General features: G+C 69.3%; 28 protein-coding genes, 1 tRNA gene and 1 riboswitch. Of the genes, 9 read left to right on the top strand and 20 right to left on the bottom strand.

From position 1 onward, the window contains the following. Window positions 1–172 precede the first annotated feature (172 nt). Window positions 173–2,605, top strand: a complete 2,433-nt coding sequence (locus ACIRRY_RS46650; protein ID WP_403985604.1) for a transglycosylase domain-containing protein — start codon at window positions 173–175, stop codon at window positions 2,603–2,605. Window positions 2,606–2,641: 36 nt separating this feature from the next. On the opposite strand, the gene ACIRRY_RS46645 is transcribed toward ACIRRY_RS46650, so the two are convergent. The 3 genes from ACIRRY_RS46645 to ACIRRY_RS46635 all read right to left on the bottom strand — a co-directional run bounded on the left by ACIRRY_RS46645 (window position 2,642) and on the right by ACIRRY_RS46635 (window position 3,878). Then, window positions 2,642–2,962: a DMT family transporter gene (locus tag ACIRRY_RS46645; protein ID WP_403985602.1), complete on the bottom strand. Its 321-nt coding sequence runs from the start codon at window positions 2,960–2,962 to the stop codon at window positions 2,642–2,644. Window positions 2,963–2,996: 34 nt separating this feature from the next. Then, a riboswitch (guanidine-III (ykkC-III) riboswitch) is annotated at window positions 2,997–3,074 on the bottom strand. A 45-nt stretch (window positions 3,075–3,119) separates the two neighbouring features. Then, window positions 3,120–3,422 carry a co-chaperone GroES gene (locus tag ACIRRY_RS46640; RefSeq protein ID WP_234477993.1) on the bottom strand — a complete coding sequence of 101 codons (303 nt, stop codon included), beginning with the start codon at window positions 3,420–3,422 and terminating at the stop codon, window positions 3,120–3,122. A 108-nt stretch (window positions 3,423–3,530) separates the two neighbouring features. After that, on the bottom strand, window positions 3,531–3,878 hold the full coding sequence (locus ACIRRY_RS46635; protein ID WP_403985600.1) for a DUF3618 domain-containing protein: 348 nt from the start codon (window positions 3,876–3,878) through the stop codon (window positions 3,531–3,533). A gap of 94 nt (window positions 3,879–3,972) precedes the next feature. Between ACIRRY_RS46635 and bcp the strand changes: the two genes are divergently transcribed. Together bcp and ACIRRY_RS46625 are read left to right on the top strand one after the other, a co-directional pair. Further along, entirely contained in the window at window positions 3,973–4,440 is a 468-nt protein-coding gene (gene bcp / locus ACIRRY_RS46630) for a thioredoxin-dependent thiol peroxidase (RefSeq protein WP_200686945.1), read from the top strand. Window positions 4,441–4,524: 84 nt separating this feature from the next. Continuing rightward, window positions 4,525–4,599, top strand: a tRNA-Leu gene (locus ACIRRY_RS46625). Between the two features lie 44 nt (window positions 4,600–4,643). On the opposite strand, the gene rdgB is transcribed toward ACIRRY_RS46625, so the two are convergent. From rdgB to ACIRRY_RS46605, 4 genes are all read right to left on the bottom strand, one after another. Beyond that, window positions 4,644–5,246, bottom strand: coding sequence for an RdgB/HAM1 family non-canonical purine NTP pyrophosphatase (rdgB, locus tag ACIRRY_RS46620; protein WP_403985597.1), 603 nt, complete (start codon window positions 5,244–5,246; stop codon window positions 4,644–4,646). Between the two features lie 31 nt (window positions 5,247–5,277). Continuing rightward, complete coding sequence (locus tag ACIRRY_RS46615; protein WP_403985595.1) at window positions 5,278–5,685, bottom strand: hypothetical protein; 408 nt, start codon at window positions 5,683–5,685, stop codon at window positions 5,278–5,280. Window positions 5,686–5,842: 157 nt separating this feature from the next. Next, a complete protein-coding gene (gene rph, locus ACIRRY_RS46610) occupies window positions 5,843–6,580 on the bottom strand; it encodes a ribonuclease PH (protein ID WP_403985593.1) in 738 nt (245 codons plus the stop codon). A 109-nt stretch (window positions 6,581–6,689) separates the two neighbouring features. Then, on the bottom strand, window positions 6,690–6,959 hold the full coding sequence (locus ACIRRY_RS46605) for a PTS glucose/sucrose transporter subunit IIB (RefSeq protein ID WP_317883835.1): 270 nt from the start codon (window positions 6,957–6,959) through the stop codon (window positions 6,690–6,692). A gap of 119 nt (window positions 6,960–7,078) precedes the next feature. Here ACIRRY_RS46605 and ACIRRY_RS46600 point away from each other — a divergent pair, with 119 nt between their 5' ends. Both ACIRRY_RS46600 and ACIRRY_RS46595 read left to right on the top strand, forming a co-directional pair. Next, window positions 7,079–8,371 (top strand): PTS transporter subunit EIIC, encoded by a 1,293-nt coding sequence (locus tag ACIRRY_RS46600; protein WP_403985591.1) that lies wholly within the window; start codon window positions 7,079–7,081, stop codon window positions 8,369–8,371. Between the two features lie 192 nt (window positions 8,372–8,563). Beyond that, complete coding sequence (locus ACIRRY_RS46595) at window positions 8,564–9,814, top strand: PTS transporter subunit EIIC (protein ID WP_403985589.1); 1,251 nt, start codon at window positions 8,564–8,566, stop codon at window positions 9,812–9,814. Window positions 9,815–9,889: 75 nt separating this feature from the next. Here ACIRRY_RS46595 and ACIRRY_RS46590 read toward each other — a convergent pair whose 3' ends face one another. Both ACIRRY_RS46590 and ACIRRY_RS46585 read right to left on the bottom strand, forming a co-directional pair. Further along, window positions 9,890–10,330 carry a zinc-binding dehydrogenase gene (locus ACIRRY_RS46590; RefSeq protein WP_403985587.1) on the bottom strand — a complete coding sequence of 147 codons (441 nt, stop codon included), beginning with the start codon at window positions 10,328–10,330 and terminating at the stop codon, window positions 9,890–9,892. A 60-nt stretch (window positions 10,331–10,390) separates the two neighbouring features. After that, on the bottom strand, window positions 10,391–11,143 hold the full coding sequence (locus ACIRRY_RS46585) for an MBL fold metallo-hydrolase (protein ID WP_033286049.1): 753 nt from the start codon (window positions 11,141–11,143) through the stop codon (window positions 10,391–10,393). 215 nt (window positions 11,144–11,358) lie between these two features. Here ACIRRY_RS46585 and ACIRRY_RS46580 point away from each other — a divergent pair, with 215 nt between their 5' ends. Further along, complete coding sequence (locus ACIRRY_RS46580) at window positions 11,359–11,784, top strand: type II toxin-antitoxin system PemK/MazF family toxin (protein ID WP_403985585.1); 426 nt, start codon at window positions 11,359–11,361, stop codon at window positions 11,782–11,784. 89 nt (window positions 11,785–11,873) lie between these two features. Then, complete coding sequence (locus ACIRRY_RS46575; protein WP_403985583.1) at window positions 11,874–12,779, top strand: hypothetical protein; 906 nt, start codon at window positions 11,874–11,876, stop codon at window positions 12,777–12,779. 18 nt (window positions 12,780–12,797) lie between these two features. On the opposite strand, the gene ACIRRY_RS46570 is transcribed toward ACIRRY_RS46575, so the two are convergent. The 8 genes from ACIRRY_RS46570 to clpS form a co-directional block, all read right to left on the bottom strand. After that, window positions 12,798–13,748 carry a PLP-dependent cysteine synthase family protein gene (locus ACIRRY_RS46570; RefSeq protein ID WP_403985581.1) on the bottom strand — a complete coding sequence of 317 codons (951 nt, stop codon included), beginning with the start codon at window positions 13,746–13,748 and terminating at the stop codon, window positions 12,798–12,800. A 6-nt stretch (window positions 13,749–13,754) separates the two neighbouring features. Then, window positions 13,755–14,033 (bottom strand): MoaD/ThiS family protein, encoded by a 279-nt coding sequence (locus tag ACIRRY_RS46565; protein WP_403985579.1) that lies wholly within the window; start codon window positions 14,031–14,033, stop codon window positions 13,755–13,757. Window positions 14,034–14,135: 102 nt separating this feature from the next. Continuing rightward, window positions 14,136–14,231, bottom strand: coding sequence for a putative leader peptide (locus ACIRRY_RS46560; protein ID WP_374192797.1), 96 nt, complete (start codon window positions 14,229–14,231; stop codon window positions 14,136–14,138). An 88-nt stretch (window positions 14,232–14,319) separates the two neighbouring features. Continuing rightward, complete coding sequence (locus ACIRRY_RS46555) at window positions 14,320–15,363, bottom strand: LacI family DNA-binding transcriptional regulator (protein WP_403985576.1); 1,044 nt, start codon at window positions 15,361–15,363, stop codon at window positions 14,320–14,322. A 35-nt stretch (window positions 15,364–15,398) separates the two neighbouring features. Next, the gene (locus tag ACIRRY_RS46550; RefSeq protein WP_403985574.1) at window positions 15,399–15,827 is read right to left on the bottom strand and encodes a Mov34/MPN/PAD-1 family protein; all 429 of its coding nucleotides are present in this window, start codon (window positions 15,825–15,827) and stop codon (window positions 15,399–15,401) included. A gap of 77 nt (window positions 15,828–15,904) precedes the next feature. After that, on the bottom strand, window positions 15,905–17,329 hold the full coding sequence (locus ACIRRY_RS46545; RefSeq protein WP_403985572.1) for an amino acid permease: 1,425 nt from the start codon (window positions 17,327–17,329) through the stop codon (window positions 15,905–15,907). Between the two features lie 302 nt (window positions 17,330–17,631). Next, window positions 17,632–18,237 carry a DUF2017 domain-containing protein gene (locus ACIRRY_RS46540; protein WP_403985570.1) on the bottom strand — a complete coding sequence of 202 codons (606 nt, stop codon included), beginning with the start codon at window positions 18,235–18,237 and terminating at the stop codon, window positions 17,632–17,634. A gap of 12 nt (window positions 18,238–18,249) precedes the next feature. Further along, window positions 18,250–18,567: an ATP-dependent Clp protease adapter ClpS gene (gene clpS, locus ACIRRY_RS46535; protein WP_329250641.1), complete on the bottom strand. Its 318-nt coding sequence runs from the start codon at window positions 18,565–18,567 to the stop codon at window positions 18,250–18,252. Window positions 18,568–18,727: 160 nt separating this feature from the next. On the opposite strand from clpS, the gene ACIRRY_RS46530 reads away from it, so the two are divergent. Both ACIRRY_RS46530 and ACIRRY_RS46525 read left to right on the top strand, forming a co-directional pair. Further along, window positions 18,728–20,074, top strand: coding sequence for a nicotinate phosphoribosyltransferase (locus tag ACIRRY_RS46530; RefSeq protein ID WP_403985568.1), 1,347 nt, complete (start codon window positions 18,728–18,730; stop codon window positions 20,072–20,074). 131 nt (window positions 20,075–20,205) lie between these two features. Then, window positions 20,206–20,790: an isochorismatase family protein gene (locus tag ACIRRY_RS46525; RefSeq protein ID WP_403985566.1), complete on the top strand. Its 585-nt coding sequence runs from the start codon at window positions 20,206–20,208 to the stop codon at window positions 20,788–20,790. Window positions 20,791–20,886: 96 nt separating this feature from the next. Here the strand turns inward: ACIRRY_RS46525 and ACIRRY_RS46520 are convergent, their stop codons facing one another. The 3 genes from ACIRRY_RS46520 to ACIRRY_RS46510 all read right to left on the bottom strand — a co-directional run bounded on the left by ACIRRY_RS46520 (window position 20,887) and on the right by ACIRRY_RS46510 (window position 26,378). After that, window positions 20,887–23,094, bottom strand: a complete 2,208-nt coding sequence (locus tag ACIRRY_RS46520; RefSeq protein ID WP_403985564.1) for an MMPL family transporter — start codon at window positions 23,092–23,094, stop codon at window positions 20,887–20,889. Between the two features lie 452 nt (window positions 23,095–23,546). Next, window positions 23,547–23,900, bottom strand: a complete 354-nt coding sequence (locus ACIRRY_RS46515) for a hypothetical protein (protein WP_393762102.1) — start codon at window positions 23,898–23,900, stop codon at window positions 23,547–23,549. A gap of 135 nt (window positions 23,901–24,035) precedes the next feature. Further along, the gene (locus ACIRRY_RS46510; RefSeq protein ID WP_403985562.1) at window positions 24,036–26,378 is read right to left on the bottom strand and encodes an immune inhibitor A domain-containing protein; all 2,343 of its coding nucleotides are present in this window, start codon (window positions 26,376–26,378) and stop codon (window positions 24,036–24,038) included. Window positions 26,379–26,392: the final 14 nt, after the last annotated feature.

Genomic DNA, 26,392 nt, shown 5'->3' with positions numbered 1-26,392 from the left:
CACGCATTTTCCGGGCAAGTGCGTGCCGATGGGCGGGAACGGAACGCATGGTGCGAGAGTCTTCGTCTGGGGGCGCAGAAGCGCACAAGGCCGTACAGGAACGTACCGGGCGCATGGGAACATGCGGGGCCGTACGGGACGGTACGACGCGAAACAGGAGTCCGTGCACGAGATGAGCGACCAGCCGCAGCCGCAGCAGCCCGCACAGGGCTGGGCACCGAGAGAGCCGGAAGCGGCCACCGCACCGGAGGCGCCCGGGGCGGCCGGGGGCGAGAAGCCCAAGAAGCCGAAGCGGCCCAAGCGCACCGGGTGGCGCCGGATCATCCCGACCTGGCGGATGACGCTCGCCGGGGTCGTCACGCTCGTGGCGCTGCTGATCGGCGCGTTCTACCTCGGCTACTCGATGGTCAAGATCCCGCCGGCCAACGCGCTCGCCACCAAACAGTCCAACGTGTACCTCTACTCGGACGGCTCCCAGCTCGCCCGCGACGGCGAGGTCAACCGCGAGAGCGTCGGCCTCGCCCAGGTCTCCGCCGAGGCCCAGCACGCCGTACTGGCCGCCGAGGACCGGGACTTCTACTCCGAGTCCGCCGTCGACCCCAAGGCGATGGTCCGCGCCGCGTGGAACACAGCCACCGGCAAGGGCACCCAGTCCGGCTCCACGATCACCCAGCAGTACGTCAAGAACTACTACCTGGGCCAGGAACAGACCGTCACCCGCAAGGTGAAGGAGTTCTTCATCTCGATCAAGCTGGACCGCACAGAGTCCAAGTCCGAGATCCTGGAGGGCTACCTCAACACCAGCTACTTCGGCCGCAACGCCTACGGCATCCAGGCCGCCGCCCAGGCCTACTACGGCAAGGACGCCACCGAACTCGACGCCGGCCGCGGCGCCTACCTCGCCGCGCTGCTGAACGCGCCGAGCGAGTACGACGTCGTGGCGCACCCGGAGAACAAGGCCGCGGCGGTGGCCCGTTGGAACTACGTCCTCGACGGCATGGTCAAGAAGCACTGGCTCACCGAGTCCGCGCGCGCCGGCATGAAGTTCCCCATGCCGAAGGAGGCGACGGCCTCGACGAGCATGTCAGGGCAGCGGGGTTACATCGTCGGCGCGATCAAGGACTACCTGACCACCAACAAGGTCATCGACGCGGACACCCTCGAAGCCGGCGGCTACCGCATCACCACCACCCTGCAGAGGAGCAAGCAGGACGCCTTCGTGAAGGCGGTCAACGACCAGGTGATGTCGAAGCTCGACAAGAAGAGCCGCAAGGTCGACAACTACGTGCGCGCGGGCGGGGCTTCGGTCGATCCCAAGACCGGCAGGATCGTCGCGATCTACGGCGGCATCGACTACGTCAAGCAGTACACGAACGGCGCGACCCGCGGCGACTTCCAAGTGGGCTCCACCTTCAAGCCGTTCGTCCTCACCTCGGCGATCCAGAACGGCTCGCAGACCCAGGACGGCCAGACCATCACGCCCAACACCTACTACGACGGCACCAACAAGCGCCCCGTGGAAGGCTGGAGCGGCGGCTCGTACGCCCCGGAGAACGAGGACGGTGTCTCCTACGGCGACATCACCGTCCGTACGGCGACGGACAAGTCCGTCAACTCGGTGTACGCGCAACTGGCCGTCGACGTGGGCCCCGACAAGGTGAAGCAGACGGCGGTCGCCCTCGGCATCCCGTCCGACACCCCCGACCTGACCGCGACCCCGTCCATCGCGCTCGGCCCGTCCACCGCGAGCGTCCTCGACATGGCGGAGGCGTACGCCACCCTCGCCAACCACGGTCAGCGGCACACGTACACGATGATCTCGGAGATCACCAAGGACGGCACGGACAAGATCAAGCTGCCGGCGCAGAAGACCGCCCGCGCGGTGAGCCGCGAGGCCGCGGACACCACGACCTCGGTCCTGCAGAGCGTCGTCGACAACGGCACGGCGACCGCGGCCCAGGCCGCCGACCGCCCGGCGGCCGGCAAGACCGGCACGGCGGAGGAGGACACGGCGGCCTGGTTCGCGGGCTACACCCCCGACCTGGCCACCGTCGTCTCGGTCATGGGCCAGGACCCGACCACCGCCGCCCACAAGTCGCTCTACGGCGCGATGGGTCTCCCCCGTGTCAACGGCGGCGGGGCGCCCGCCGAGATCTGGGCCCAGTACACCAAGGCCGCCCTCAAGGGCACCGAGGAGAGCGACTTCGACCTGGAGCTCCAGGACGGCGCCGAGACCGTCGCACCCCCGAGCCTTCAGCCCTCCCAGCCGGCGACGACCGGCGACCAGGACAACGGCGGCACCACCACCACGGGTGGCCAGGGCGACCAGGGCCAGACGCAGGGCGGCACGACCGACGGGGGGACGACCACCACCGACGGCGGCACCACCACGACCGGCGGCACGACGGGCACCACGACCACGGGCGGCACGACGACGGACGGCGGCACGACCACCACCGACGGCGGCACGACGGGCACGACCACGGACGGCGGGACCACGACGACGGGCGGCACCACGGGCACCACGACGGACGGCACCACCGGCGGCACGACGACCGGAGGGACGACGGCGGGCCCGCAGAGCACGGCGAGGAAGAAGGAGTAGCACCCAGGAGCGCCTTTGGGCGGCCGTCGGTGGCCGTCAGTGGCCGGAGGTCGCCTTCAGCCCCACGACGGCGACCAGCAGCAGCCCCACGAAGAAGATCCGGGCGGCGGTGACGGGCTCACCCAGCACCACCATGCCGAGCACCGCCGCCCCCGCCGCACCGATCCCGACCCACACGCCGTAGGCGGTACCGATGGGCAGCGACTTCGCGGCGTACGACAGCAGCAGCATGCTGGCGACGATCCCGGCGCCGGTGAGCACACTGGGGAGCGGGCGGCTGAACCCGTCCGTGTACTTCATCCCGATCGACCAGCCGACTTCGAGCAGACCGGCGACGACGAGCAGAACCCAGGCCATGACAGGCACCTCCGAGACGTACGTGCTGAACGGGGGTGCGTCGTCTTTCCGTGTCGCTGTCCCGGTACGGCGCGTCTCGTCGGGTTCCCTTCCAACGTAGCAAAGGGCAGGCAAAAGGGGCTGGTGACGATGGTCACCAGCCCCTCGCAGGCCGTTGTTACAGGTACAGCCCGGTCGAGTCCTCGGACCCCTCGAAGCGGTCGGCGGCCACCGCGTGCAGATCCCGCTCACGCATCAGGACGTAGGCGACCCCGCGCACCTCGACCTCGGCACGGTCCTCGGGGTCGTACAGGACCCGGTCGCCGGGCTCCACGGTCCGCACGTTCTGCCCCACCGCGACGACGTCGGCCCAGGCCAGCCGCCGCCCCACCGCGGCCGTCGCGGGAATCAGGATCCCGCCGCCCGAACGCCGCTCGCCCTCGCTCTTGTCCTGCCGCACGAGTACACGGTCGTGCAGCATCCGGATGGGCAGCTTGTCGTGCTGGGTGCCCTGCTCGTCTCTCTTGGCGCTCACGCCCACGAACCTACCTGTCCAGGACCGGTCCGTCCGCCGCCGGGGCCAGCGACGTCAGCCCCTACGGCCCCTGCGGCGCCGGGATCCGAGGACGAACAGGCCCACGACGCCGACGGCGACGAGCGCGACGGGGATGATCCGCTCGACCCTCGGCGCGCCCTCCTCGTCCACGAACTGGCCCCTGACGTCGCTCACGACCCGGTTGACGGCGACGTACGCCCTGCCGAGGGTGTGATCGATGTCGGACGCGATCCTGGCCTTCGCGTCGCCCACGATGGTCTTCGGGTGCACGCGCACCCCGATCTCGTCGAGCGTGTCGGCCAGGACATCGCGGCGACGACTGATGTCCGCCTCGATCTCCGCCGGGGTTCTGGTGTCCGGCGTGTTCGACGTGTCCGCCACCGTACGGCCTCCGAAGTCTGCTGGTACTGGTGCCGGACAGTCTGTCAGCTCTCGCGCGGAGTGCACTGTCAGCACCCCCGGTTACGCTAGCGCGATGAGTGAACGACTCCAGCCCGGGGACGTTGCCCCCGCCTTCACGCTTCCCGACGCCGACGGCACCGAGGTGTCCCTCGCCGACCACAAGGGCCGCAAGGTCATCGTCTATTTCTACCCGGCGGCCCTCACCCCCGGCTGCACCAAGCAGGCCTGCGACTTCACGGACAACCTGGAACTGCTGACCGGCGCCGGGTACGACGTCATCGGCATCTCCCCCGACCAGCCGGAGAAGCTCGCCAAGTTCCGCGACAAGGAGAACCTCAAGGTCACACTCCTCGCGGACCCCGACAAGCAGGTCCTCGACGCGTACGCGGCCTTCGGCGAGAAGAAGAACTACGGCAAGACCTACATGGGCGTGATCCGCTCCACGATCATCGTGGACGAGTCCGGCAAGGTCGAGCACGCGCTGTACAACGTGCGGGCGACGGGCCATGTGGCGAAGATCATCAAGGACTTGGGGATCTAGGCGCCGAGTACCTCTCCCCACCTGAACGAGATCGATCTTCACGTACGCCCTCGTAGCAGCGCACAGTAGAGTAGGCCGCGCTGTGGGCCCGTACCCCAGCTGGCCAGAGGGCGCCGGTTTAGGTCCGGTGTGTCGTGGGTTCGAGTCCCACCGGGCCCACTTCACGAAGGGCGCGCCTCCGGACCGGAGCGCGCCCTTCCCGCCTACCCCAGCAACTCCCGCACCACCGGCACCAACCCCCGGAACGCCTTCCCCCGATGGCTGATCGCGTTCTTCTCGTCCGGTGTGAGTTCCGCGCAGGTTCGGGTGTCGCCGTCCGGCTGGAGGATCGGGTCGTAGCCGAAGCCGTTCGTGCCCGTCGGCGCGTGCCTCAGGACACCCCTCAACCGGCCCTCGACCACGCGCTCCGTGCCGTCGGGGAGGGCGAGGGCCGCCGCGCACGCGAAGTGGGCGCCCCGGTGTTCGTCCGCGATGTCCGACAACTGGGCCAGCAGCAGGGCCAGGTTGGCCTCGTCGTCGCCGTGGGTGCCGGACCATCGGGCCGAGAAGATGCCCGGCGCGCCGTTCAGGACGTCGACGCAGAGGCCCGAGTCGTCGGCCACGGCCGGGAGGCCCGTTGCCTGGGCCAGGGCGTGGGCCTTCAGGAGGGCGTTCTCCGCGAAGGTGACGCCCGTTTCCTTGACGTCGGGGATCTCGGGGTAGGACTCGGCGCCGATCAGGTCGTGGGGCAGGCCCGCGGCGGCGAGGATCGACCTCAGTTCGGTGATTTTCCCGGCGTTGCGGGTGGCGAGGATCAGGCGTGTCATGGCGTTCAGTATTCCAACGTCCTCGATACGGCTATGACGTGCAGACCTTTGTCAGTTCGCCCGCCGCGTCCGTGACCGGGCTGATGTCGGGGGTGTCGTCGCCGTTCCTGACCGCCGTACGGACGTTGTCGACGGCCTTCTTCAGGTCGTCCACCGCCTTGTTGACGTCCGTGTTGTCGGTCTTGTCGCCGATCTTGTCGAGGTCCTTCTCGATGGAGTTGAGGGACTGGTCGGTCTGGGTCGGGTCGTTGGCCGCGTTCTCCACCGCCTGTTGGAGGCCGGTGACGCTGTCGGCGATGGTGTCGGCGGTCTGGACGCAGTCGATGGCCTTGTCGACGGCGTCGCAGCCGGTGGTGAGTCCGGCGGTCAGGCCGATCGCCGCCACGGTGGCGGCTATGGCGATACGGCGACGGTGACTGCGTCGGCTTGCGGCGGCCATGGTTCGGTTTCCTCCCCGTGGGGGTGGGCCCCGGTGGCCACTCCCCGTTTCCGTTCCGTGTGCGTTTCCGTATGCATAGGGACGCGGGTGCGGGCCACCGGGTTGCCCCCGCGGCCCGCTCCTCTTTGTACGCCCTTTACTCGGCCGGCCCAGCCTCCTACTTCTCCAGCGCGGCCTCAAGTGCCTTTCGCTGTACGGCGGTCAGCTCGTCGCAGCCGAGGACCGCGAGGTCGAGGAGCGCGCCCAGTTCGTCGCGGGCGAAGGGCTCCGCCTCGGCCGTGCCCTGGACCTCGACGAAGCGGCCGTCGCCGGTGCAGACGACGTTCATGTCGGTCTCGGCGCGGACGTCCTCCTCGTAGCAGAGGTCCAGGAGCGGGACTCCGCCGACGATGCCGACCGAGACCGCCGAGACCGTACCGGTGAGCGGCTGCCGGCCGGCCTTGATCAGCTTCTTGCCCTGGGCCCAGGCCACGGCGTCAGCCAGCGCGACGTACGCGCCGGTGATGGCCGCCGTACGGGTGCCGCCGTCGGCCTGGAGGACGTCGCAGTCGAGGACGATGGTGTTCTCGCCGAGGGCCTTGTAGTCGATGACCGCGCGGAGCGAGCGGCCGATGAGGCGGCTGATCTCGTGGGTGCGGCCGCCGATCTTGCCGCGGACGGACTCGCGGTCGCCGCGGGTGTTGGTGGCGCGGGGCAGCATGGAGTACTCCGCGGTGACCCAGCCCTCGCCGCTGCCCTTGCGCCAGCGGGGGACGCCTTCGGTGACCGAGGCGGTGCAGAAGACCTTGGTGTCGCCGAAGGAGACGAGGACGGAGCCCTCGGCGTGCTTGCTCCAACCACGTTCGATGGTGACCGGGCGGAGCTGTTCGGGGGTGCGGCCGTCGATTCGAGACATGGCGAAGAGCCTAGTGGTAGACGAGGAGAGGGCTCCTCCCGGATCGTGCGTCGGGAAGAGCCCCTCAGTGCGTGGTGCGCGGGTCAGCGCCGGGGATGATCCCCGCGCTTCACATCAGGTCTTCGATGTCCGCCGCGATCGGGTCCGCGTCCGTGCCGATGACGACCTGGATCGCCGTGCCCATCTTGACGACGCCGTGGGCGCCGGCGGCCTTCAGCGCGGCTTCGTCGACCAAGCTCGGGTCCTTTACCTCGGTGCGCAGGCGGGTGATGCAGCCCTCGACCTCTTCGATGTTGTCGATGCCGCCCAGCCCGGCAACGATCTTCTCAGCCTTGGTGGCCATGTTGTTCTCTCCCTGATCCGAACCGCTTTGTCGCAGTAACCCACAGTTGGCCCAGCTTCGCGAGCGGTCATGTCGTGCGTGCCGAATGATGGTGAACGATCACATCGCCAACTGGTCTACACCACAGGTCTACACCACATTACCGAGGGGCGTCCATGAGTGCCGACAGTGCCGCCGCCCGTCCTGGGCGGACCCTCTGGGGCAGCCTGTTCCAGGGCCTGCAGAAGATGGGCCGCAGTCTCCAACTCCCCATCGCCGTACTGCCGGCCGCCGGCATCCTCAACCGGCTCGGGCAGCCGGACGTGTTCGGGGACGACGGGCTCGGCTGGACCAATGTCTCGAAGGTGATGGCGGGCGCGGGCGGCGCGCTGCTGGACGGGCAGCTCGGGTTGCCGCTGCTGTTCTGCGTGGGCGTCGCGATCGGCATGGCGAAGAAGTCGGACGGGTCGACGGCGCTGGCCGCGCTGACCGGATTCCTCGTCTACTACAACGTGTTGCGCCAGTTCCCCAAGGACTGCACGGGCGGCACGAACGTACTGCCCGGGATCGGGTGCCAGGCCGCCGACCACTCGGTGACGGCGTTGGCGTACCAGAATCCCGGGGTGTTCGGCGGGATCGTGCTGGGGCTGCTGACCGCGTTCTTCTGGGTGCGGTTCCACCGTACGAAGCTGGTGGACTGGCTGGGCTTCTTCAACGGGCGGCGGCTGGTGCCGATCATCATGTCGTTCGTGGCGATCGCGGTGGCGGCGGTGGCGCTGTGGGTGTGGCCGCCGATCGGCAGCGGCCTTGAGCACTTCAGCGACTGGCTGAGCGACCGGGGCGCGCTGGGCGCCGGGGTGTTCGGTCTGGCCAACCGGGCGCTACTGGTCGTGGGGCTGCATCAGTTCCTGAACGTGCCCATCTGGTTCCAGTTCGGCAGCTATACGAAGCCGGACGGGACGGTCGTGCACGGTGACATCAACATGTTCCTGGCGGGTGACCCGAACGCGGGGCAGTTCACCTCGGGCTTCTTCCCGATCATGATGTTCGCGCTGCCGGCGGCGGCGCTCGCGATCGCACACTGCGCGAAGCCGAGCCGCCGCAAGGAGGTGGGCGGACTCATGCTGTCGGTCGCGTTGACGTCCTTCGTGACCGGCATCACCGAGCCCATCGAGTACTCGTTCCTGTTCATCGCGCCCCTCCTCTACGCCGTCCACGCGGTGTTGACCGGTGTGTCGATGGCGGTGACCTGGGGGCTCGGGGTGCACGACGGGTTCAGCTTCTCGGCCGGGCTGATCGACTACGCGATCAACTGGAACCTGGCGACGAAACCGTGGGCGATCATTCCGATCGGGCTGTGTTTCGCGGTGGTGTACTACGTCGTCTTCCGGTTCGCGATCACGAAGTTCGATCTGAAGACTCCGGGGCGGGAGCCGGAGGACGAGCACGAGGACGTCACCAAAGCCTGACGGCGTACGCGAGTTGGGCCCCCGGACCATCGGTCCGGGGGCCCTTCCTCATGCCTGCCTTCATGTGCGCCTTCATGTACGTCGCGTAGCGATTCGGTCGCAGGATTCGCGGGTTCCTTTATGCGGACTTCATCTGCTACAACAGGTCTACACCACTGAGTGGTGTAGACCACCACCCGATGGAGGAAGTCCATGAGCACTGCCACCGCGCCAACGGCGGCACCCACAAAGAAGTGGGGATCCGGCCTGTTCCAGGGCCTGCAGAAGATCGGCCGCAGCCTGCAGTTGCCGATCGCTGTGCTTCCGGCGGCGGGCATCCTGCTCCGGTTCGGCCAGGCCGACATCCACGACAAGCTGAATCTGCCGGACAAGGTGACGGCGGTCTTCGCCACCGCCGGCGGCGCGATCTTCGACAACCTGCCGCTGCTGTTCTGTATAGGTGTCGCGATCGGCTTCGCCAAGAAGTCCGACGGCTCCACCGCCCTCGCGGCGCTCGTCGGCTTCCTCGTCTACAGCAATGTGCTCAAGGCCTTCCCCGTCACCGACGCGCAGATCCTCAAGGGCGCCGACGTACCCGCGACTTACAACAACCCCGGTGTCCTCGGCGGCATCATCATGGGTCTGCTCTCCGCGGTGCTGTGGCAGAAGTACCACCGCACCAAGCTGGTCGACTGGCTCGGCTTCTTCAACGGCCGCCGCCTGGTGCCGATCATCATGGCCTTCGTCGGCACGCTCATGGGTGTCTTCTTCGGCCTGGTCTGGAAGCCGATCGGTGAGGGCATCTCGAACTTCGGCGAGTGGATCACCGGTCTCGGTGCCTTCGGTGCCGGTCTGTTCGGTCTGATCAACCGCGGGCTGATCCCGGTCGGCATGCACCAGTTCGTCAACTCCGTGGCCTGGTTCCAGATCGGCGACTTCACCAAGCCGGACGGCACGGTCGTGCACGGCGACCTCACCCGCTTCTTCGCCCACGACCCGACCGCCGGACAGTTCATGTCGGGCTTCTTCCCGATCATGATGTTCGGCCTGCCGGCCGCCGCGCTCGCCATCGCGCACACCGCCCGTCCCGAGCGCCGCAAGGCCGTGACCGGCATGATGATCTCGCTCGCGCTGACGTCCTTCGTGACCGGTGTGACCGAGCCGATCGAGTTCTCGTTCATGTTCATCGCCCCGGTGCTCTACGCGATCCACGCGGTGCTGACCGCCCTGTCCATGGCGGTCACCTGGGCGCTCGGCGTCCACGCGGGCTTCACCTTCTCGGCCGGGTTCATCGACTACGCGCTCAACTGGAACCTCGCCACCAAGCCCTGGCTGATCATCCCGATCGGTCTGGTCTTCGGCGCGATCTACTACTTCGTCTTCCGCTTCGCGATCACCAAGTGGAACCTCCCCACCCCGGGCCGCGAGCCCGAGGAGGAGCTCGAGGACCTCACCAAGGCGTAAGCCCCTACGCCAACGCCCGATGCCCGGCCCGGAGTCGACTCCGGGCCGGGCATCGTCGTGGACGGCCTACTGGTTTCAGACCGTGAGCACGATCTTCCCGCGCACCGACCTGTTCTCGCTCCGGCGGTGCGCCTCGGCCGCCTCGGTCAGCGGCAGGGTCAGACCGACGCGGGTCTTCTTCTTGCCGTCGGCGACGTCGGCGAGGATCCGGCCCAGCAGCGGGCCGTCGGACCGCGCGCTGACACGGCGTACGTCGACACCGCGCTCGGCCGCGGGCTCCGGCACGACCGCGATGACGACGAAGACACCGCCGTCGCGCACGGCCTGAATCAGGTCGCCGCCGATACCGGCCGGGTCCACGACGAGATCGACCCCGCCGGGCACCGACTTCCGTACCGCGACGGCGAGTTCACCCGCGTCGCGCGCCCACCCGAGGACGATGTCGGCGCCGAGGCGCTGACCGGCCAGGTCCTGACGGTGGACGGCGGCAGCCTGCTGCGCTGAGCGCCCGGACATGGCGAGGCCCCCGCGGCCAGGAGAAAAAGGCGGCCTGCGGGGGCCTTCACATAGGCGCGGTCAGATCTCGTACGACGCTCTCGGCGCCGCCAGTTCGACCGGGCCGGCGTAGACCTCGCGCGCGTCGGCCAGGTTGGCCTGGGGGTCGGTCCACGGTGGGATGTGCGTGAGCACCAGGCGCCTGACCCCCGCCCTGGTCGCCGTCTCGCCCGCCTCGCGGCCGTTGAGGTGGAGGTCGGGGATGTTCTCCTTGCCGTGGGTGAACGCGGCTTCGCACAGGAACAGGTCGGTGTCGCGGGCGAGTTCGTCCAGGGACTCGCTGACGCCCGTGTCGCCGGAGTAGGTCAGCGACCGGCCGCCGTGCTCGACGCGGATGCCGTACGCCTCGACGGGGTGGCGGACCCGCTCGGTGTGCACGGTGAAGGGGCCGACGTCGAACGTGGACGGCTTCACCGTGTGGAAGTCGAAGACCTCGCTCATGGAGGAGGCGGTGGGGGTGTCGGCGTAGGCCGTGGTCAGGCGGTGCTCGGTGCCCTCGGGGCCGTAGACCGGGATGGGGTCGCAGCGGCCGCCGTCGTGGCGGTAGTAGCGCGCGACGAAGTACGCGCACATGTCGATGCAGTGGTCGGCGTGCAGATGGCTGAGGAAGATCGCGTCGAGGTCGTAGAGACCGCAGTGGCGCTGCAGCTCGCCAAGGGCGCCGTTGCCCATGTCGAGGAGCAGCCGGAAGCCGTCGGCCTCTACGAGGTAGCTCGAACAGGCCGATTCCGCGGACGGGAACGACCCCGAGCAGCCGACGACGGTGAGCTTCATAAAGCAGAAACCTCCGCTGGCGGGTAACTTCTGGAGTTGGGTGACGGGGGTCGTGCGGTCCGTCGAGCGTAAGGCGCAAAAGGGCCGGTCGCTCCTCCGCCAAGGGCTGTTGTGGGGGAACTCACCTGTGCTGTCACCGGTTCGGCTGGAACCGGGGCGCGTGGGGTTTACAAGAGGGCGCGCGGCTTGGAATGCGCGCCGGTACCGTCGTCCGCATGAACACGACGTGGTGGCTCGCGCTGGCGGCGGTGATGTTGCTGGCGCTGGTCGCCACGCTGGTGGACGGGTGGGGGCGGGGGCGGCGGCCCGCGCGGAAAGTACGCGGGGACCGGCCGCGGCCCGCCGAGATCTGGTGGGCGAACGTCCCCTACGAGGATCAGCCGGGGACCACGAAGGACCGGCCGTGTCTGGTGCTCTCCGTGCGCGGGCGGACGGCGACGGTCGCGAAGATCACCAGCAAGTACCACGACGAGCGCGGCGGGGTGATCGCGCTGCCCCCGGGGTCGGTGGGGGACGCGCAGGGGCGGGCGAGCTATCTGGAGACCGACGAGCTGCGGTCCGTGCCGGTGGCCGATTTCCGGCGGCGGGTGGGGGTCGCGGACCCGGCCCTGTGGGACCAGGTGCGGCATCTCGCCCGGTAGGCGTGTAGTGCGCAACGGCCCCTGGATCCTTGGCAATTGGGGTGGTTCGCAAAGGGGTCGAACGCCAGTGTGTGGGGATACTGACCCGTATGACCGACTGGCTCGTACTCGCGGGTTGCTTCGTGATCGCGTTCACGGCCTGGCTGCTCGACGACAAGGTGCGCGGCGCTGCCGCCGATGCCCGGCTGGCGGCGTTCGTGGCCGAGGACCGCGACGGCGCCGTCGTCGGACCCGACGACGTGGAACGGCTCGGCCCGCTGGCCCTCGGCGCGCTGAACGGCGAGGCGCAATGGGGGGCACGCACGGGGGCGCTGGCCAGGCTGGTGGCTGCGGGGCGGCTGCACCGGATGCCGCAGGACACACCCGGGCAGGGGCGCTGGGAATCCCGTGACGCACCGCCCTCGGACGCCGACGAGTTCGAGCGTGAACTGTGGGACGCGGCGCGGCCGTTGCATCTGCGCAACCCCGCCTTCTCCCCCGGCCAGGGCGAGGGCGAGTACCTGTGGGAACTGCGGGCGCCGAACTCCTGGCACCTGGTGAAATCGGCGGAGGCGAGGCTGCTCGGCGAGGGCTGGACTCGGGCGCGGTTCGAGATGGTTCCCGGTCTGCCGCTGCGCTGGGGCCGGTGGTCGGCGATCGCCGCGGCGGCCACGGTGCCTGCCGTGACCGTGCTGCTGCTCGACCAGGCCTGGGTCCGGGCCGGGCTGGCGTTCCTCATCGGGGCGATGGCGCTGCGGAAGGTGTTCCCCGACGGGCCGGCCATGCCGCGGAACCTGACCACCGTCACCGGCAAGGGGGAGGCGGTGCTCCGGGTGGCGCGAGAACGCTACGCGGAGCTGGATCCGGCGACCCGCCCGGCGACGGAGCCGTACGACCCGGGTCAGGTGCGGATGGCGGTCGCGCTCTTCGGCTTCGCGGTGCTCGACCGCATCGACGCAAGGATCAAGGACGACTGGGCCCGTGAGGCGGTCGTCTCCTGGGGCCCCGGGGAGTGACCGCCCGGGGCGCTCGGATCAGGCCCAGAGCTGACCCTGAAGGGTCGCGATCGCTTCCTCCGTCGTCGCCGCCGTGTACACGCCCGTCGACAGGTACTTCCAGCCGCCGTCCGCCACCACGAACGCGATGTCCGCCGTCTCCCCCGCCGCTACGGCCTTCCTGCCCACGCCGATCGCCGCGTGCAGGGCCGCGCCGGTGGAGACGCCGGCGAAGATGCCCTCCTGCTGGAGGAGTTCGCGGGTTCGGGTGACCGCGTCGGCCGAACCCACGGAGAAGCGGGTGGTGAGGACGGAGGCGTCGTAGAGCTCGGGGACGAAGCCCTCGTCGAGGTTGCGGAGGCCGTAGACGAGGTCGTCGTAGCGCGGCTCGGCGGCGACGATCTTGACGTCCGGCTTGTGTTCGCGGAGGTAGCGGCCGACGCCCATGAGGGTGCCCGTCGTGCCCAGGCCCGCCACGAAGTGGGTGATGGAGGGGAGGTCGGTGAGGATCTCCGGGCCCGTCGTCGCGTAGTGGGCGCCCGCGTTGTCCGGGTTGCCGTACTGGTAGAGCATGACCCAGTCGGGGTGTTCGGCGGAGAGTTCCTTCGCCACGCGTACGGCTGTGTTGGAGCCGCCGGCCGCGGGGCTGGGGATGATCTCGGCGCCCCACATGCCGAGGAGTTCGCGGCGTTCCTGCGAGGTGTTCTCGGGCATCACGCAGACCATGCGGTAGCCCTTGAGCTTCGCGGCCATGGCCAGGGAGATGCCGGTGTTGCCGGAGGTCGGCTCCAGGATCGTGCAGCCGGGGGTGAGACGGCCGTCCTTCTCCGCCTGTTCGACCATGTGCAGGGCCGGGCGGTCCTTGACCGAGCCGGTCGGGTTGCGGTCCTCCAGCTTGGCCCAGATGCGGACGTCGGTGGACGGCGAGAGCCGCGGCAGGCGCACCAGAGGGGTGTTGCCCACCGCGGCCAGCGGGGAGTCGTAACGCATCGACGATCAGGCCATACCGCCGGCCACGGCCGGCAGGATCGTGACGCTGTCGCCGTCGGTCAGCTTGGTGTTGATGCCGTCGAGGAAGCGGACGTCCTCGTCGTTCAGGTACACGTTGACGAAGCGGCGCAGCTCGCCGCCGTCGACGATCCGGGCCTGGATGCCCGCGTGCCGGGTCTCGAGGTCGGCGAAGAGCGCGGAGAGGTTCTCACCGGCACCCTCGACGGCCTTCTCGCCGCCGGTGTAGGTGCGGAGGATGGTGGGGATGCGGACCTCGATGGCCATGGCAAGGGGCTCCTGTCGGAAGCGGAAGGGGTCTGGTCTCGGTGGGCGCGCGGCATGAGCGGATGCGCCCACGGCACACGGCCGTACGGCGACTGCGCGGGGTCAACAGATGGCGCTGTCCAGCCTGCACAGATCGACGTGCAGCCGCGCCACGAGCAGCGTGCCCGGCGCCTTGTCGCTCACGTCGAGAAGAACCATGGGCTCATCGTATCGATTCCCGGTCCGGGCCCCGGTAAGCGATCTCACAATTCGGACGAAATTCATTCGGGGGGTGAGACGGCGCAGCTCAGGCGGACTGTCGTACGACCAGCCGGGTGGGCACGATCGCCGACGGCGGGTCCTGGCCGGGGTCCTGTTCCGTGCGGCCGAACAGCAGGCGGGCCAGCAGGCGGCCCATCTCGGCGACGTCCTGGTGGACGGTGGTCAGCGGCGGGTCGGTGGACTCGGAGATGGCGGTGAGGTCGTCGAAGCCGACGACGGCCACGTCTTCGGGGACCCGGCGGCCGCGTTCGCGCAGGGTCTGGAGGGCGCCGGAGGCCATGAGGTCGGAGGCGACGAAGACGGCGTCCAGGTCGGGGTGGCGGTCGAGCAGTACGGCCATGGCGTCGGCGCCGCCCTGCCGGGTGTAGTCGGCCCGTTCAACCAGGTGGGGCGCGGTGTCCGGGAGGGCGTCCCGGTAGCCGGCGAGCCGGTCGGCGGCCGAGTTCTCCTGGTCGTAGGGGCCGGTGACGGTGGCGATGCGCTCGCGGCCGAGGGCGAGGAGGTGGCGGATCGCCTGGCGGGCGCCGCCGCGGTTGTCGCCGTCGACGAAGGCCTGGCCGCGCACGGGGTCGCCGTCGCACAGGAGGGGACGGCCGCCGAAGACGGCGGGCAGCGCGAGCCGGTCGATCATCTCGGGCATCCGGTCGCCGGGGCGCAGCGAGAACAGGATCGCGCCGTCGACGTGGCCGCCGCCGAGATAGTCGGCCACGCGCGCGTAGTCGTCGGGTTCGTCCACGAACAGCAGGACGGCCTGGGCGCCGTGCCGGGCGAGTTCGGCGCGGATGCCGCGCAGCAGGCAGTCGAAGAAGGGGTCGAGGAACAGCCGGTCCTCGGGCTGGGCCGCCACGACCGCGACGGCGCCGGTGCGCTTGGTGACCAGTTGGCGGGCCGCCTGGTTGGGCACGTAGCCGAGCGCGGAGACCGCCTCCCGGACCCGGACGGCCGCCTCCGGACTCACCTTGGGCTCGCCGTTGACCACCCGCGACACCGTGGACTTGGAGACTCCCGACCAGCGGGCGACATCCTCCAGCGTGGGGCGCCGTGCGTTCGACCGCTGCGTCAACACCATCTCCGTCAGGGCGGGTTGGGCTGTTGCGTACGCGGTCAGTATGCCTCTACGACCTTGACGTCCTCCTCCGTGACCACGCCTTCCAGGATCTGGTACGAGCGGAACTGGAAGGGGCCCGTCTCGTCCTTGTCGGCGGTGGAGACGAGGACGTAGTGGGCGCCGGGTTCGTTGGCGTAGGCGATGTCGGTGCGGGAGGGGTAGGCCTCCGTCGCGGTGTGGGAGTGGTAGATGATCACCGGCTCCTCGTCGCGGTCGTCCATGTCGCGGTAGAGCTTCAGCAGGTCCTGCGAGTCGAACTCGTAGAACGTGGGCGAGCGGGCCGCGTTCAGCATGGGGACGAAGCGCTCGGGGCGGCCCTCGCCCACCGGGCCCGCGACGACTCCGCACGCCTCGTCGGGGTGGTCCGCGCGCGCGTGCGTGACGATCTGGTCGAAGAGGGCCTGGGTGATGGTCAAGGTCGGCATGGTCGTCAGGATAAACAGAAGGGCCGACGCGTACCGAGTGGTGGTACACGCCGGCCCATATGCCGGGATCGGACGGGTCAGCCGACCTTCTCGAACTCCGGCTGTCGGCGTGCGGTGACCTGCGGGTTGCGCACCTTGAGGGCGATCCAGCCGCCGATCAGGGCGAGGGTCCAGCCCGCCATGACGTAGAGGCAGACGCGGGAGTCGGGGTCGTAGGCGATGAGGCCCGTGACGAAGAGCAGGAACGCGATGGCCACGTAGGAGAACCTCGCGCCGCCCGGGGCCGGGAAGGACGAGGCCGGGAGGCGGCCCGCGTCGACCGCGCGGCGGTAGCGGACGTGGCTGATCAGGATCATCAGCCAGGTCCAGATGCCGGCGGCGGTGGCCACCGAGGTGACGTAGCCGAAGGCCTTCTCCGGGACGACGTAGTTGAGGATCACGCCGATGCCCATGAAGGCGACGGAGATCGTGATGCCGGTCGCCGGGGTCTTGGACGCGGACAGCTTGCTGAAGACCTTCGGGGCCTCGCCGTTGTCCGCGAGGGTGCGGAGCATGCGGCCCGTCGAGTACATGCCCGAGTTGCAGGAGGAGAGGGCCGCGGTGAGGACCACGAAGTTGACGATGCCGGCGCCCGCCGGGATGCCGATCTCCGCGAACGCCTCGACGAACGGGCTGACGCCCGGGGCGAATTCGGTCCACCTGACGACGCAGAGGATGACGGTGAGGGCGCCCACGTAGAAGAGGGCGATGCGCCAGGGGAGGGTGTTGATCGCCTTGGGGAGGGTCTTCTCCGGGTTCTCGGACTCGCCCGCGGTGACGCCGACCAGTTCGACGGCGAGGTAGGCGAACATCACGCCCTGGAGGGTCATCAGGGAGGAGCCGATGCCTTTGGGGAAGAAGCCGTCGAACTGCCAGAGGTTGGCGACGGACGCGGTGTCACCGGCGCTGCTGAAGCCGAAGGTGAGGACGCCGAGGCCGATCACGATCATGCCGATGAGGGCGGTGACCTTGACCATCGAGAACCAGAACTCGATCTCTCCGAAGAGCTTCACCGAGATCAGGTTGGCCACGAAGAGGATCACCAGGAAGGCGAGCGCTGTCATCCATTGGGAGACGGCGGGGAACCAGTAGTTGACGTAGATGGCGGCGGCCGTGAGTTCGGCCATGCCGGTGACCACCCACATCAGCCAGTACGTCCATGCGGTGAAGTAGCCGAAGAACGGGCCGAGGAACTCGCGGGAGTACTCCGCGAAGGAGCCCGACACCGGGCGGTACAGGAGCAGTTCGCCCAGGGCCCGCATGATGAAGAAGATGATCCCGCCGGCGAGGGCGTACATGAGGATGAGGCTGGGTCCGGCCTTGGCGATGTTCGCCCCGGCTCCCAGGAACAGGCCGACGCCGACGGCGCCGCCGATCGCGATCATCTGGACCTGACGGCTGCCGAGCCCGCGCTCGTACCCCTCCTCGGGGGTGTCGTCCGTCGTGACCTGAGCGGAGGTCATGTGTGGTGCGCCTTTCTCCGAATCCCCCCATGGACTGGAGCTGCCCGGCCGAGGTCCGTCGGCCGCATGGCGAACCCGGCGGGACATGGGTGGCGTCCGCCGGGCGGTCGTGAAGATCTATCACGGTCGCCATCGTGATCGACGGGGACATCTGTGGCGCACAGCACAGGAAGAAGCGAACAAAAAGCAGCGACGGCCGGCATTCCCGGCCCTCGCGGTGATGTGATCGTTATCCGGATTTGAGGGTCCGCTGAGCGAACGGAGCCTTGCGAACGGAGCCTTGCCGGAACGGCTGCCGCGGGTCAGCGCAGCAGGGTCGTGACCAGGGTTTCCTGGAGGCCGCCGAGCCAGAGGTACGCCATCACCATCGGCTTGCGCGGGTCCTCGTCCGGGAGCCGGTAGAGGTCGTCGGTGTCGTCCTCGTCGGTGATGTCGAGGCGTGAACCGATCGCCAGGCGCAGGTCGTTGAGCGAGCCGAGCCACTGCCGGGACTCCTCGGCGGTGAGCTTGAGGATCGCGCCGCCGTCGACCGCGGGGGTCAGCGAGTCCAGGGTGCGGACGACCGCGAGGGCGTTCTCGCGCTTGCCGGCCCTGAGGTCGTTCTCGGTGAAGCGGCGGAACTCGGCGGAGTGCGCGAGCTTCTCCTCGGCGTCCTGCGGGGAGTCGGGGGCCTGCTCCGGGTCGGTGTAGGCGTCCGGGAACAGCCGCCTGAGCACCGGGTCGGCGGGCGGCTCGCTCGGGCCCTCGGCGAAGAGTTCGGCGAGGGGGTCGGCGGAGACGTCCTCGCCGGGTCCGGGGCCGATCAGCTCCAGGAGCTGGACGGCCAGTGACCGGATGATCGAGATCTCGACGTCGTCGAGGGCGACGGCGGCGCCGCCGTCACGGAGCGGTTCGAAGTGTCCTGGCATCGGGATGGGTCGCTACTTCCGGTCCTGCTGGAGGGTGGCCCACAGACCGTAGCCGTGCATGGCCTGCACGTCGCGTTCCATCTCCTCGCGGCTTCCGCTGGAGACGACCGCGCGGCCCTTGTGGTGGACGTCCTTCATGAGCTTGGTGGCCTTGTCCTTCGAGTAGCCGAAGTACGTCTGGAAGACGTACGTCACGTAGCTCATGAGGTTGACCGGGTCGTTGTGCACGATCGTGACCCAGGGGACGTCCGGCTCGGGTACGGCGAAGACCTCCTCCGCCGACTCGGTGCGTTCGATCTCCAGGGGTGCGGGTGACGTCACACGGCCCATGCTGCCACCACAAGGGGGTGCCCGCACAAACGGACCCCACAAATCGTCAGAGTGACGAGATGGGAGTACCATCCGTTGCCATGCGGCACACACCGGGGGACAACCCCCGGCCTCCCGGCGGACCTCGGGGGACCCGGAAACTCACGACCAGGAGAGTTCAGTGGACGTAGCGGACCTTGGGCTGCCGGTGGACGTTCCCTCTACGGCGCTCTTCACCGACCACTACGAACTGACGATGCTGCAGGCCGCCCTCAAAGCGGGTACGGCGGACCGGCGTTCGGTCTTCGAGTGCTTCACCCGGAGGCTGCCCGAGGGGCGTCGCTACGGCGTCGTCGCGGGCACCGGACGCGTACTGGACGCGGTGGAGAACTTCCGGTTCGACGCGGACGTCCTCGGCTTCCTGCGCGAGCGTCAGGTCGTCAACGAGGAGACCCTGGAGTGGCTCGCCGCCTACCGCTTCAGCGGGGACGTCTGGGGCTACCCGGAGGGCGAGGTGTACTTCCCTGGCTCGCCGATCATGCGGGTCGAGGGCTCCTTCGCCGAGTGCGTGCTCCTGGAGACCGTGATCCTCTCCATCCTCAACCACGACTCCGCGATCGCGGCCGCCGCCTCCCGCATGGCCTCCGCCGCCGGGGACCGCCCGCTGATCGAGATGGGCGCCCGCCGCACCCACGAACTCGCCGCCGTCGCCGCCTCCCGCGCCGCCTACGTCGGCGGTTTCGCCACCACCTCCGACCTCGCGGCCGGTTTCCGCTACGGCATTCCCACCGTCGGCACCTCCGCACACGCCTTCACCCTGCTGCACGACAACGAACGCGACGCGTTCCAGGCCCAGGTGGACTCGCTGGGCCGGAACACGACGCTGCTCGTCGACACGTACGACGTCACCGAGGCGGTCCGTACGGCGGTGGAGGTCGCCGGGCCCGAACTGGGCGCCGTCCGCATCGACTCGGGCGATCTGCTGCTCGTCGCGCACCGGGTGCGGCAGCAGTTGGACGAGCTGGGCGCCGTCAACACGAAGATCGTGGTGACCTCCGACCTGGACGAGTACGCCATCGCCTCGCTGGCGGCGGCGCCGGTGGACGCGTACGGCGTCGGCACCCAGCTGGTGACCGGGTCCGGGCACCCGACCTGCTCGATGGTCTACAAGCTGGTCGCGCGCGCCGAGTCCGCCGATCCGAAGGCGCCGCTGGTGCCGGTCGCGAAGAAGTCCAGCGGGGGCAAGACGTCCATCGGCGGGCGCAAGTGGGCGGCACGGCGACTGGACGGCGACGGGATCGCGGAGGCCGAGGTGATCGGCATCGGGCCGGTGCCGGCCGAGCTGGCCGACCGGCAGTTGCTCGTCGAGCTGGTCAAGGGCGGCGAGGTCGTGGCCCGCGAACCGCTGGACGTCGTACGGGACCGGCATGCCGTCGCGCGGGGCAACCTGCCGTTGTCGGCGACCCAGTTGTCGCGCGGGGAAGCCGTTCTTCCGACGGAGTACGTGCAACTGCGCTCGGGTGGTTAAAGTCCCGCTGGTTACGTCCCGCCGGCTACGTCCCGCTGGTTAAGACGCGTACGAAAATCAGGGGTGCGCCCTCCCGCGGCGGCGCCGAAGTCTCTAGGCTCGAATCTCACTCACCGTCGAAGGACACCACCATGCGCCGCGCCTTGATCGTCGTTGACGTGCAGAACGACTTCTGCGAGGGGGGCAGTCTCGCGGTGGCCGGTGGTGCGGATGTGGCCGCAGCCGTCACCGAGTTGATCGGGCAAGCGCCTGCCGGGTATCGGCATGTCGTGGCCACCCGTGACCACCACATCGCGCCCGGCGGGCACTTCGCCGACAACCCCGACTTCGCGCACTCCTGGCCCGCGCACTGTGTCGCGGGCACGGAGGGGGTCGGGTTCCACCCGAACTTCGCGCCTGCGGTGGCCTCCGGGGCGATCGATGCGGTGTTCGACAAAGGGGCGTATGCGGCGGCGTACAGCGGGTTCGAGGGGCGGGACGAGAACGGGGTCTCGCTCGGGGACTGGTTGCGGGCGCGGGAGATCGATGAGGTGGATGTGGTCGGGATCGCGACGGACCACTGCGTGAAGGCGACCGCGTTGGACTCCGTGCGGGAGGGGTTTCGTACGCAGGTGTTGCTTGATCTGACGGCCGGGGTGGCGAAGGAGACGACCGACCGCGCACTGGAGGAACTGCGCGCGGCCGGCGTTGAGTTGACGGGGAAGCCGGTCGTCTAGCGGTTCTTTGGCTGCGGGCCGGTGGGGGCTGGTCGCGCCACGCGGCGGAGCCGCATATCGATACAGCCCCGCGCCCCTATCGGGGCGGCGCTCCAGCTAAAGGGGTGCTCCGGCTCGCGGGGTTTCCACTGGCTCCGTTGTCGGATGTTGCCTGCTCAGGCTCTCGCCTTCGATGTCTACGTTCGGGAGCAGTCGGTCCAGCCAGCCCGGTAGCCAGGAGATGCGTTCGCCGAGGATGGCCAGGACGGCCGGGACGAAGGCCATGCGGACGATGAAGGCGTCGAAGAGGACGGCTATCGCGAGGCCGAAGCCGATCATCTTGATCATGGAGTCGCCGGCTGTGATGAAGCCCGCGAAGACCGAGATCATGATGAGGGCGGCGGCGGTCACGACCCGGGCGCTGTAGCGGAACCCGGTCGCGATCGAGGCGTGGGCCGCGCTGCCGTGGACGTAGGCCTCGCGGATGCGGGAGACGAGGAAGACCTCGTAGTCCATGGCGAGGCCGAAGACGATGCCCACCAGGAAGATCGGCATCAGGCTCATGATCGGGCCGGTGGTCTCCACTCCCAACAGGCTTGCGCCCCAGCCCCATTGGAAGACTGCCACCACGCAGCCGAGCGCGGCGAGCACCGAGAGCAGGAAGCCGACGGCCGCCTTGATGGGGATGACGATCGAGCGGAACACCAGCAGCAGGAGGAGCACCGCCAGGCCCACGACCACGATCAGGTACGGGATCAGGGCGCTGCTGACCTTCTGGGCGACGTCGATGTTGAGGGCGGTGGTGCCGGTGACCTCGAAGTTCGCGCCGGGGGCCGCCGCCTCGATGGTGGAGCGGTCGTCGCGGATGGTGTGGACGAGGTCGACGGTCTTCTGGCTGGTCGGCGCCTCGGCCGGTACGGCGGTGAACAGGGCGGTGTTTCCTGCCGAGTTGAAGCGGACCGGCGAGACGGAGACCACGCCCGGTACGGCGGCGATCCGCTTCTCCACGGTGGCCGCGGCGGCCTTGGGGTGAGCGGAGTCCGTGAGGTCCACGACGACCGTCAGCGGGCCGTTGAAGCCGGGGCCGAACGCCGTGGCGAGGTCGTCGTAGGCCCGGCGCTGGGTGGTCGCGGTGGACTTGGCCTCGTCGCCGGACTGGCCCAGTTGCAGGCCCAGCGCCGGGAGTGCGAGGACCACGAGTCCGGCGACCGTGCCGAACAGGACCGGCCAGGGGTGGCGCAGCACGAAGCCGGCCCAGCGGCTGCCCATGTTGCCGGCCACGCCCTGGATACGGCGGCCGGTCGTCTTGTAGCGGCGGGAGAGGACGGCGCGGGGCCAGAAGCCGAGCAGGGCGGGCACGAGGGTCAGCGCGATGAGGACGGCGAGGACGACCGCGCCGGCCGCGCACAGGCCCATCTTGGTGAGGAGCGGGATGCCTACGACGGAGAGCCCGGCGAGCGCGATGACGACGGTGAGGCCCGCGAAGACCACCGCCGAGCCGGCCGTGCCGGCGGCGAGGCCCGCCGCCTCCTCGGTCGTATGGCCGTTGGCGCGTTCCTCGCGGTAGCGGAAGACGACGAACACGGCGTAGTCGATACCGCAGGCCAGGCCGAGCATCGTGGCGAGGGTGCCGGTGGTGTCGGAGAGGCCGAGGGTGCTCGCCAGGGTGGTGATCGCGGTCATGGAGATGCCGACGCCGAGGATCGCGGTCAGCAGCGGGAGTCCGGCGGCGGCGAGCGACCCGAAGGTGATCAGCAGCACCACGGCGGCGATGGCGACACCGAGGATCTCGCCGATGCCGCCCGCCGAGGGCTCGGCGGCCAGTGCGGTGCCGCCGATCTCGACGGTGAGGCCGGAGTCACGGGCCTGCGCGGCGGCGTTCTCCAGGTTCTTCTTGGCGGTGTCGGAGAGGTCGTTGGCCTGCACCGTGTACGTGATCGTCGAGTAGGCGGTGGTCGCGTCCTTGCTGACGGCGCCCGCCTGGAAGGGGTTCACCGCGGAGGCGACCTGCGGTCCCCCGGACACCTCGTCGACGAGCCGGACTACGGCCGCGCGGTCCGTGCCGGTGCTGATCTTCTGCCCGTCGGGGGCGACGAAGACGACCCGGGCGACGGCGCCGTCGGCCTGCGCTCCCGGGAAGCGCTCCTGGATCAGGTCGAAGGCCCGCTGGGACTCGACACCGGGGGTGGAGAAGGTGGTCGCGGGCGCCTCGGCCGCCTTGCTGGAGGCGAATCCGAGGGCCGCGAGGATCACCACCCAGAGGATGGTCACGTACCAGCGCCGGCGGAAGGCCAGCCGGCCGAGTCGATAGAGAACGGTAGCCACGAACGGGCCTCCGCTGCGGTCTAGGGTGCCCCGAGCCATCCCAGGATGCGGTCGATCACCCCTGGCCGCCTGTCGGGGGCGCACGGGTCGCGTGGTGCCTGCGGGGCGGGGGGGCTGGTCGCGCAGTTCCCCGCGCCCCTGCAGGCGCGGCTGGCGCCGCGATGCGTTTGTTGTCTGCGGGCCCGGTGGGGGCTGAGCGCGCCGTTCCCCGCGCCCCCTCAAGCGCGGCTGACGCCGCGATGCGTTCGTTGTCTGCGGGGCGGTGGGGGCTGAGCGCGCAGTTCCTCGCGCCCCTTCAGGGCACGGTTGGTGTCGCGGTGATGCGGACCACTCAGGGTGCGGGCAGCGCCCAAAGGGGCGCGGGGAACGGCGCGCTCAGCCCCCACCGAGCCCGCGGCCAACAACCCACCCCACCCGACGAAGCCCAGCCCCCACCGGACCCGCAGACAAACTCACGCAGCCGCCGGAGGCCTCCGCAGCAGCGCCCGGATCGGATGCCACAACTCCTGCGGCAGCTCCGGCCCCGGAATCACGACAGCGTTGTCAGGTGCCGGTGCCGTGCGCCATATCAGGCCGTCGGGGTGGTGCAGGACGGCCGTGATCTCGTCCGGTGTCGGCGGCTCCGCGTTGCCGCGCAGGTAGACCGCCCGCATGCCGAGGTTGCGGAGCCGGGTCAGCGCCCGGGCCCGGTTGCGTGCGTGGACGAGGACGCGGACGCAGCCGTCACCCTGGGCGCTGGGTCTGGGCAGGTTCAGCGCCACCACCACGCTGCCTGTCGGCAGCCTGCAGAAACCACCTGCGGACAATGCGGTCACACCCCCGGACGAGTCGGTGTCGAAGTCGGTGTCAATAAGCGAAGCACAGGACGCACCTAAACACGGATCGGCGGCGACCCGCCAGGGGGTCACCGCCGATACGTTTCTGACCTGCGCTTTTACCGACTACTTCGCCGAAGGCCCGACCTGGAGCGTGACCGTCGAGCCGTCCAGCGGCTCCTTGACGATCTTGATCCGGGTGTTGGTGTCAGTGATCTTGACACCGGCCGTCGGGTTCGACGTGTCGTAGTAGGTCGACTTGCCGTCGTCGAAGACGGGGACGCCGGGCTGCGACTTGATCTTGGTGGCGACATCGGCCTTGTGCAGCGTGACCGAGTCCGTCCGGTACAGACCGAACGGCGAGTCGTAGGCCTGGATGCGGTTGCGCATCAGCGTGCCGTCGGACCACTTCAACTGCGTCGGGTGCGAGTCGATCGGCAGGATCAGACCCTCACCGGAGTGCTGGCTGGTGTTGTCGTCCGCCTGCGAGGTGTCCCACTTCCAGATCAACAGGCCGTTCTGGTAGGCGTAGTGCTCCACCCAGTCCGGACGGGTCGTCGAGAAGCCGAAGTTGTACGGGCCGACCTTCAACACCTTGTCGTACGACACGTATTGACGGTTCTCGGCGATGTAGTACTGCGCGTAGTCGTCCGTGAAGGAAGCGCCGATGCGCGAGAAGCCCTTCGCGGTCCACGCGGCGTCCGCGGCCTCGGCGTTGTCGGAGAAGAGGGTCGCGCCGTCGGCGGTCACCGTGATCTCGTCGGCCGCGAAGCCCTTCTGCGCCACACCGCTGTCGGTCTGGTAGCGGAAGCGGACGTCGATCTTCTGGCCCGCGTAGGCGTTCAGCGGGTACGTCAGCTTCTGATACGCCGCCGACGTGCCGGTGAGCGCGGGGTTGCCGCTGCCGTCACGCGGAATGGCGGAGCCGTCGGCCAGCGTGCCGTCGATCGGGGTCCAGGTCGCGCCGCCGTCCTTCGACACCTCGGTGTAGAGGTAGTCGTAGTCGGCCTCGATGTCGTAGTAGCCGTCCAGCGTGAGGGACGCGGCCGACTTCCCGGTCAAGTCCACTGTCCGGGAAAGGGTGTTGCTCAGGCTGTTGCCGCTGCCGCTCCACCACTGCGTGGCACCCTGGGCCGGGGTGACCACCTCGGTGGTGACCTCCTTCTGGGGCAACTGCACCACCAGCGCCTGCGCGTTCTTGGTGTTGTACTCCGCGACGCCCAGCGTGTGCTTCGACTTGACGCCCGCCTTGGCCACGTCGTAGTCCAGCCAGCCCAGTTGGAGCTTGTCCCAGGCGTTCATGTCGCCGGGCAGGTTGCCGATGGCGTCCTTGCCGGTGCCGAGCCAGGAGCCGGACGACATCAGCGTCCAGAAGCCGGTGGAGTTCTCGCCGCCCGCGGTGTCGTACTCGTCGGGCAGGCCGAGGTCGTGGCCGTACTCGTGGGCGTAGACGCCGAGTCCGCCGTTCTCCGGCTGGATGGTGTAGTCGCCGATCCAGATGCCGGTGTCGCCGACCTGGGTGCCGCCGAGCCTGTTGGTGTCCGGGCCGGTGGCGCCGGCGTCGGTGCCGAAGGCGTACCAGCGGTGGGCCCAGATCGCGTCCTCGCCCTGCGCGCCGCCGCCGGCGGACTCGTCCTCACCGGCGTGCACGATCTGGAAGTGGTCGATGTAGCCGTCGGGCTCGTTGAAGTTGCCGTCGCCGTCGTAGTCGTAGCGGTCCCACTGGTCGAACTGGGCCAGCTCCGTCTTGATCTCGGCGGCCGTGTCACCCGCGGCCTCGCGCTGGGCGACCCAGGCGTTGACGCCGTCCTGGACCGCGTACCAGGCACCGGTGGGGGCGTCGTTGGAGCCGTAACGGGCCTCGTTGTAGGGGACCTTGACCCAGTCGGTGACCTCGCCCTCGACCGAGTAGCGGCCCGAGGACTGCTTCTCGTAGTACTTCTTGAGCGACTCGGTGTTCTTGCCGGTGCCGAAGTACAGGTCCTGGAAGTGCGCCTGGTTGTAATCCGCCTGCCAGGCCGTGGAGTTGTCCTTCGCCCGGTCGGGCGCGGCTATCTGGTTGTGCAGCGGGCCGACGGTGCCGCCGTAGCGGCTGTCGACCTGGTCGCCGAACTCGACCAGGATCGTGAAGATCTTGTCGGTCTGCTCCCGGCCCAGTTCGACGTACTTGCTCTTGCCGCCCTTGCTCTTGAGCTGGACGACCTTCGAACCGTTGCGGTCCTTCACCGACGCCTTGCCGGATATGACCTGGTTCAGGGCCTCTTGACGCTGCGCGTCCTGCGTCTTGCTCAGCGGGCCGTCGAGGTCGTGCTCCTTCTGTGCGACCGGTGCCGGGTCGTGCCGGTCCACGGTGGTGGACTTGGCCGAGGTGCTGGCTTCCGCCACGGCGAACGTCGAGAACGTGGCGGTGGCCGCCGCGAGGGCCACGCCCACCGCGGCCGCTCTGAACGTCCAGGGTCTGCTGGTCACTTGAGGTCCTCCCC

Origin of the sequence: Streptomyces sp. NPDC101776, from assembly GCF_044766845.1 — a bacterium.
Classification (GTDB): domain Bacteria; phylum Actinomycetota; class Actinomycetes; order Streptomycetales; family Streptomycetaceae; genus Streptomyces.
The sequence above is the reverse complement of the archived record's forward strand: the minus strand, read 5'-3'. Positions and strand labels throughout refer to the sequence as shown.

Excerpts from the sequence above, each read along its gene's own strand:
- ACIRRY_RS46650 (WP_403985604.1), top strand. The coding sequence starts at position 173 with ATGAGCGACCAGCCGCAGCCGCAGCAGCCCGCACAGGGCTGGGCACCG.
- ACIRRY_RS46645 (WP_403985602.1), bottom strand. The coding sequence starts at position 2,962 with ATGGCCTGGGTTCTGCTCGTCGTCGCCGGTCTGCTCGAAGTCGGCTGG.
- ACIRRY_RS46640 (WP_234477993.1), bottom strand. The coding sequence starts at position 3,422 with ATGCTGCACGACCGTGTACTCGTGCGGCAGGACAAGAGCGAGGGCGAG.
- bcp (WP_200686945.1), top strand. The coding sequence starts at position 3,973 with ATGAGTGAACGACTCCAGCCCGGGGACGTTGCCCCCGCCTTCACGCTT.
- rdgB (WP_403985597.1), bottom strand. The coding sequence starts at position 5,246 with ATGACACGCCTGATCCTCGCCACCCGCAACGCCGGGAAAATCACCGAA.
- ACIRRY_RS46615 (WP_403985595.1), bottom strand. The coding sequence starts at position 5,685 with ATGGCCGCCGCAAGCCGACGCAGTCACCGTCGCCGTATCGCCATAGCC.
- rph (WP_403985593.1), bottom strand. The coding sequence starts at position 6,580 with ATGTCTCGAATCGACGGCCGCACCCCCGAACAGCTCCGCCCGGTCACC.
- ACIRRY_RS46600 (WP_403985591.1), top strand. The coding sequence starts at position 7,079 with ATGAGTGCCGACAGTGCCGCCGCCCGTCCTGGGCGGACCCTCTGGGGC.
- ACIRRY_RS46595 (WP_403985589.1), top strand. The coding sequence starts at position 8,564 with ATGAGCACTGCCACCGCGCCAACGGCGGCACCCACAAAGAAGTGGGGA.
- ACIRRY_RS46590 (WP_403985587.1), bottom strand. The coding sequence starts at position 10,330 with ATGTCCGGGCGCTCAGCGCAGCAGGCTGCCGCCGTCCACCGTCAGGAC.
- ACIRRY_RS46585 (WP_033286049.1), bottom strand. The coding sequence starts at position 11,143 with ATGAAGCTCACCGTCGTCGGCTGCTCGGGGTCGTTCCCGTCCGCGGAA.
- ACIRRY_RS46580 (WP_403985585.1), top strand. The coding sequence starts at position 11,359 with ATGAACACGACGTGGTGGCTCGCGCTGGCGGCGGTGATGTTGCTGGCG.
- ACIRRY_RS46575 (WP_403985583.1), top strand. The coding sequence starts at position 11,874 with ATGACCGACTGGCTCGTACTCGCGGGTTGCTTCGTGATCGCGTTCACG.
- ACIRRY_RS46570 (WP_403985581.1), bottom strand. The coding sequence starts at position 13,748 with ATGCGTTACGACTCCCCGCTGGCCGCGGTGGGCAACACCCCTCTGGTG.
- ACIRRY_RS46565 (WP_403985579.1), bottom strand. The coding sequence starts at position 14,033 with ATGGCCATCGAGGTCCGCATCCCCACCATCCTCCGCACCTACACCGGC.
- ACIRRY_RS46560 (WP_374192797.1), bottom strand. The coding sequence starts at position 14,231 with ATGGTTCTTCTCGACGTGAGCGACAAGGCGCCGGGCACGCTGCTCGTG.
- ACIRRY_RS46555 (WP_403985576.1), bottom strand. The coding sequence starts at position 15,363 with ATGGTGTTGACGCAGCGGTCGAACGCACGGCGCCCCACGCTGGAGGAT.
- ACIRRY_RS46550 (WP_403985574.1), bottom strand. The coding sequence starts at position 15,827 with ATGCCGACCTTGACCATCACCCAGGCCCTCTTCGACCAGATCGTCACG.
- ACIRRY_RS46545 (WP_403985572.1), bottom strand. The coding sequence starts at position 17,329 with ATGACCTCCGCTCAGGTCACGACGGACGACACCCCCGAGGAGGGGTAC.
- ACIRRY_RS46540 (WP_403985570.1), bottom strand. The coding sequence starts at position 18,237 with ATGCCAGGACACTTCGAACCGCTCCGTGACGGCGGCGCCGCCGTCGCC.
- clpS (WP_329250641.1), bottom strand. The coding sequence starts at position 18,567 with ATGGGCCGTGTGACGTCACCCGCACCCCTGGAGATCGAACGCACCGAG.
- ACIRRY_RS46525 (WP_403985566.1), top strand. The coding sequence starts at position 20,206 with ATGCGCCGCGCCTTGATCGTCGTTGACGTGCAGAACGACTTCTGCGAG.